The organism is Arsenicibacter rosenii (assembly GCF_001870735.1).
GTDB lineage: Bacteria > Bacteroidota > Bacteroidia > Cytophagales > Spirosomataceae > Arsenicibacter > Arsenicibacter rosenii.
This window is the reverse complement of sequence record NZ_MORL01000065.1, coordinates 1-4,445: the sequence shown is the minus strand read 5'-3', so window position 1 is coordinate 4,445 and position 4,445 is coordinate 1. Positions and strand designations below refer to the sequence as shown.

Annotated in this window: 4 protein-coding genes; all 4 read left to right on the top strand. The window is 39.8% G+C overall.

What is annotated here, in order from left to right:
• The first annotated feature begins 434 nt into the window (after positions 1–434).
• On the top strand, positions 435–1,559 hold the full coding sequence (locus BLX24_RS29500) for a Fic family protein (RefSeq protein WP_071506808.1): 1,125 nt from the start codon (positions 435–437) through the stop codon (positions 1,557–1,559).
• A gap of 789 nt (positions 1,560–2,348) precedes the next feature.
• Positions 2,349–3,179 (top strand): hypothetical protein, encoded by an 831-nt coding sequence (locus tag BLX24_RS29495; RefSeq protein ID WP_071506807.1) that lies wholly within the window; start codon positions 2,349–2,351, stop codon positions 3,177–3,179.
• Between the two features lie 348 nt (positions 3,180–3,527).
• The gene (locus tag BLX24_RS29490; protein ID WP_071506806.1) at positions 3,528–3,923 is read left to right on the top strand and encodes a hypothetical protein; all 396 of its coding nucleotides are present in this window, start codon (positions 3,528–3,530) and stop codon (positions 3,921–3,923) included.
• Positions 3,924–4,024: 101 nt separating this feature from the next.
• Positions 4,025–4,294 (top strand): ArsR family transcriptional regulator, encoded by a 270-nt coding sequence (locus tag BLX24_RS34115; protein WP_071506805.1) that lies wholly within the window; start codon positions 4,025–4,027, stop codon positions 4,292–4,294.
• Positions 4,295–4,445 lie beyond the last annotated feature (151 nt).

Below are 4,445 nucleotides of genomic sequence, written 5' to 3'. Positions count from 1 at the left end.
TCAGTAACATACGACCTAACCAAGCTGAAACCTCTCTGGATGTTAGCTAGACGATAGAATAAGCAAGTAGACGCGCGGACAAAAAGTACCTCCAATTTGCCACTTACCTTTGACAAACGGTAAACCTGACCAGCTATGTCTGAGAAAGCAGTGGTACTTTATTGTCGCTTCGGCGCCGGTTTTTGGATGATTATTTATATCTGATCAAGCTTGGGAGGCGGCTCACAAAAAGCTGCTTCGTCAGCGAATTGAAGTGGTCTCAATCACTTGTGATATATTTTTATACACCTCGCTTTGGAAGGGTATTGAGGCCAAATCAGCCATGATATATATAGAAAATGTTTGTTTTCTATATATATTGCATTCGGTATGCATAGAAAACAGCTGCTTTGTATGCATATAAATTCCGCTTTTGTTTAGCACGACAGCTTATTATGTTATTTACCTTAACACCTTTACCGCCAGATGTGGATCTGGAAACCCATGCCGTACTTCGCAAAGTGGCGTCTGCACATCGGTTTCTGGCCGAGCTGAAAGGCGTGGCAGCTACCATTCCAAATGAATCGATTCTGATCAACACCCTGGCCCTCCAGGAAGCCAAAGACTCGTCGGCAGTTGAAAACATTATCACCACACACGATGACCTGTTCAGAGCCGAACTCTTTACGGATACCATCACTAGTCCGGCAACAAAGGAAGTACAACGCTATGCCAGCGCACTAAAAAAGGGATTTGCGTTAGTGCGGCAACAAAAACTCCTTACCCTGCGCCATATTCTCGTCATTCAGCAGGAGTTAGAGCAGAACAATGCCGGTTTCCGACGTTTGCCAGGTACAACACTCCGTAACGGCCAAACCGGAACGGTGGTGTATACCCCCCCGCAGGAAGCAGACCAGATAGCAAGCCTGATGGCTAACCTTGAACAGTTTATCAACGACGATACCCTACTTGATGCCGACCCGCTGGTGAAAATGGCCGTGGTGCATTACCAGTTTGAGAGCATTCACCCGTTTTACGACGGAAACGGTCGTACCGGACGTATAATTAACATGCTGTATCTGGTTCAGAAAGACTTGCTTCATTTACCGATCCTCTACATGAGCCGTTACATTATACAACACAAGAGCGGTTATTACGAACGGCTACAGGCTGTGCGCGATCAGCAGGATTGGGAAGGCTGGCTACTATATATGCTGGATGGTGTCGAGCAAACCGCCCGGCAAACCATTGTATTGGTGCAGGCTATCCGTAACCTTATGCAGCAATACAAGCATGCACTACGGAAAGAGTTACCTAAAATTTACAGCCAGGACTTACTAAACAATTTATTCCGGCATCCTTATACTAAAATTGATTTTCTGATGGATGACCTGCACGTAACACGCCTGACGGCTACCCGGTATCTGGAACTGCTCAGCGAACAGGGGTTTGTGCATAAACAGAAAATCGGTCGTAGCAATTATTATATCAATCAACCATTAATGCAACTATTTACGGAGGTAAGTAATTCTTTGCCCGATTCCTCAGCCCCTTTGATTAAGACAACCTCTGAATCGTAATAGATCATTTATTAGAGCTAATGTAAGGTGATTCACAGATGGTTTGACAATTGTAAAATTCCAAAGGGCAGCATAGATGCCTGATGGTCTGCCAATCTGATGAGTTACTTGTAGCGGACATAAATGGACCAAAATCCGGTAGCGTTTCAGTCCCGGTAGCTGTGCTCAACGACAATTCGTTCACGGCTTACGGATTTATTATGCGTCACTTCACTCATTTGGTTCGCCTTTAATTACTCGTTTACGCTTGTATCGCCAAACCCTTGAATCCCTAAAGCTAAACGAACGGTGAATCTGACAAACCAATCCTGAGCCGGAGGCAATTCGAACTACAACAAGCTGAAATCAAGTACATGTCCGTGATGAGCCTTACTAACAAACCTAAGTGTATGACTCAATTCACTGCTAATAAGATACCTATTCTTGTTTTTTGTTTTGCCTGAGCAGGCTTCTTGTTGAGCCTGTTCTTGACCAGGGCAATTGTAGGTCCATTTAATATTCATGTAGGCGATTAACAAGTTTCATGTCATTAATTATTGCTTTCAGATAACTAATACATGTTACTGTATTGATTAATAGACAATTACAGACATATTTGTATGGTTATTAATTTAATTCTCTTTTACAGGAATGCATCTGTCCCATAAGATCTTCTTACGTATATGCATATAGGTAATCAGCAGCAATAGTAATTATTGTGCTGAAATTACCTATGTGGAGAATAGTTAGTTTGAGCAGGTACTTTTCTGACAATAAATTGCCTGTTTCAGGCGGTAAACAACTAATACAATGTCTTATTTATCTATTCTGAACGTACTAATCGTTGCAGGCTTTGGTATGGTTCAACGTGTATCGGCTCAGCCACACATTAATTTAAGAATGACTTTCAATACTGAGTCTAATCGATATGAAGTTTATGTAAAGCCAAACTTTACACAAAAGCAATATACATGGGGCCCATCACAGATTACTGTGGTTCTGCCGGAATCCATAGCAAACAAGTCTATTGACACACGTAGTAATGCCGCAGGTCTTTGGTTAGACCAATCAATGGTCTTTAGCCCGGCATCGTCGCCTGAATACGATTTTCACGGGTTTGCTACACAAGGAGGCAAAGTGAATATGATCGCCGGAGAGGAGCAGTTATTGTTCGACTTCCGCCTATCAGAAGGATATCAGCAAGGTGTCCGTTTTTTTGAACCAGATAAAGATCCCTCCTCAACTGAGGCAGGTATGACCGGCGGTGACTTCCGTTCTTACGTTTCTAACGTTCAGGGTACAGGAAATATAGTTATCCATGGCTCTGAAGCAGTACCGGATAAGATTTCACCTGATCTGGAAACTGTTAGTATTGAAAAGCCAGTGATTGTCGCCTACCCTAACCCTGTGATTTCAGGCACATTCCGACTATTTCTTAAAGGTTTCGATCCTATTGAGGTTGTAAACGTTCAGATTGTAAGTGTCAGTGGAAAACTTTTACGTCATTTTGATGAACAGGTGTCTACCTTAAGTGGACGTCCGATTAATATGTCTTTCAGCTCTGATCCATTTATTGTAGTAAATGTGAGCCGTCCCGGAAAACAGCAGAGCTTTTCACATAAATTATTTATCAGAGAATAGAAATGTTCTCCGACAGAGGCACCTGAGTTCAGCATGTGATACTACTGAGCTTTTTAGGTAGAAAATAAGCAAGTATTAGGGTAAGACCGGCTCCTATGAGGTCGGTCTTCTTTTTAGACTAGTTACTTAACACCTGGTATTTTTATGAATATCAGCACCGAATACAAGTCACCTAAATACAGAGCATGATATATGGGTAAACAATTTGAAAAGATTGTTGTTTCTGCAAGTTCTTTTATAACGGTTATGGCTCGATGCTAAATTTTATGGTTCAAAAAGCCTTACCCGAATTGAGGTTAGGCTTTTTACTTTTAGTCCATCAGGAATAGACAATAAAATGAACATAAAATGGAAGAGATCGCACAGATTTTACAATCATACTTTACAATGCGCAAGATTGTTATTGATCGTTATATTAATAGTTTTGATAAAAATATACCAACAAAGAAAATAGATTTTATTAGAAATTATAGGAGAAAGAAAGTATCTTTATTTAAGATTTCTGAAATAAATCAATTAGCTGCGGAGTTTGGTATTGGTAATAGCTCAGGTAATTTAATGCCTCATTTAACGTTGTATATTAATTTGTTGCCTGTTCATTATCAGGAAGTTTTATTCAAAGCAGCAAACCTGGATAAAAGGAAATTATTACGTAGAATTAATGATTATAATGTCTGGAAGATTGAAGAGCTTCAACTCATATACAATTCCTGTATAATACACAAAATGGTTTCAAACTCATGACCTGGCAGCGTTTTATTATCATTTCAGGGTTCAGCGTAATGAAGAAGAGGAAAGCGTTATCGTCAGGGGTTAAATTACAGTACAGTAAAAAGATATAAGTAATGCAGACTAGATTTCTTGTGAGTAAGCCGTCCAAAGGCATTGATGATTTAGCTTATCAGTTAAGCTTACTTGGTAGCCCTCTTCGGTTAAAAATTTTATATCTTCTTACCAAAGATGGCGAAAAAAATGTAATGGATTTACAGAATATCCTTAGCTGTGAACAGTCCTTGATGAGTCATCAGCTTGTAAAGCTGAAGGATAGAAATGTTGTATTAAGCCGAAGAGCCNCCCCGCCTCAATCGAACTACTTGATAATCTTTTTCAGTTAATTGATATGAGTTAAAAGGGAATGACATAATTAAAATCTATATCCATAGCATTATTAAATGATTAGACAATATAATGTCAACTACGTAAGAATTGCCGTCCTTAATTATTTAATAATTTTTTCCATCGGCTATATCCTTATTTAAAAATTGT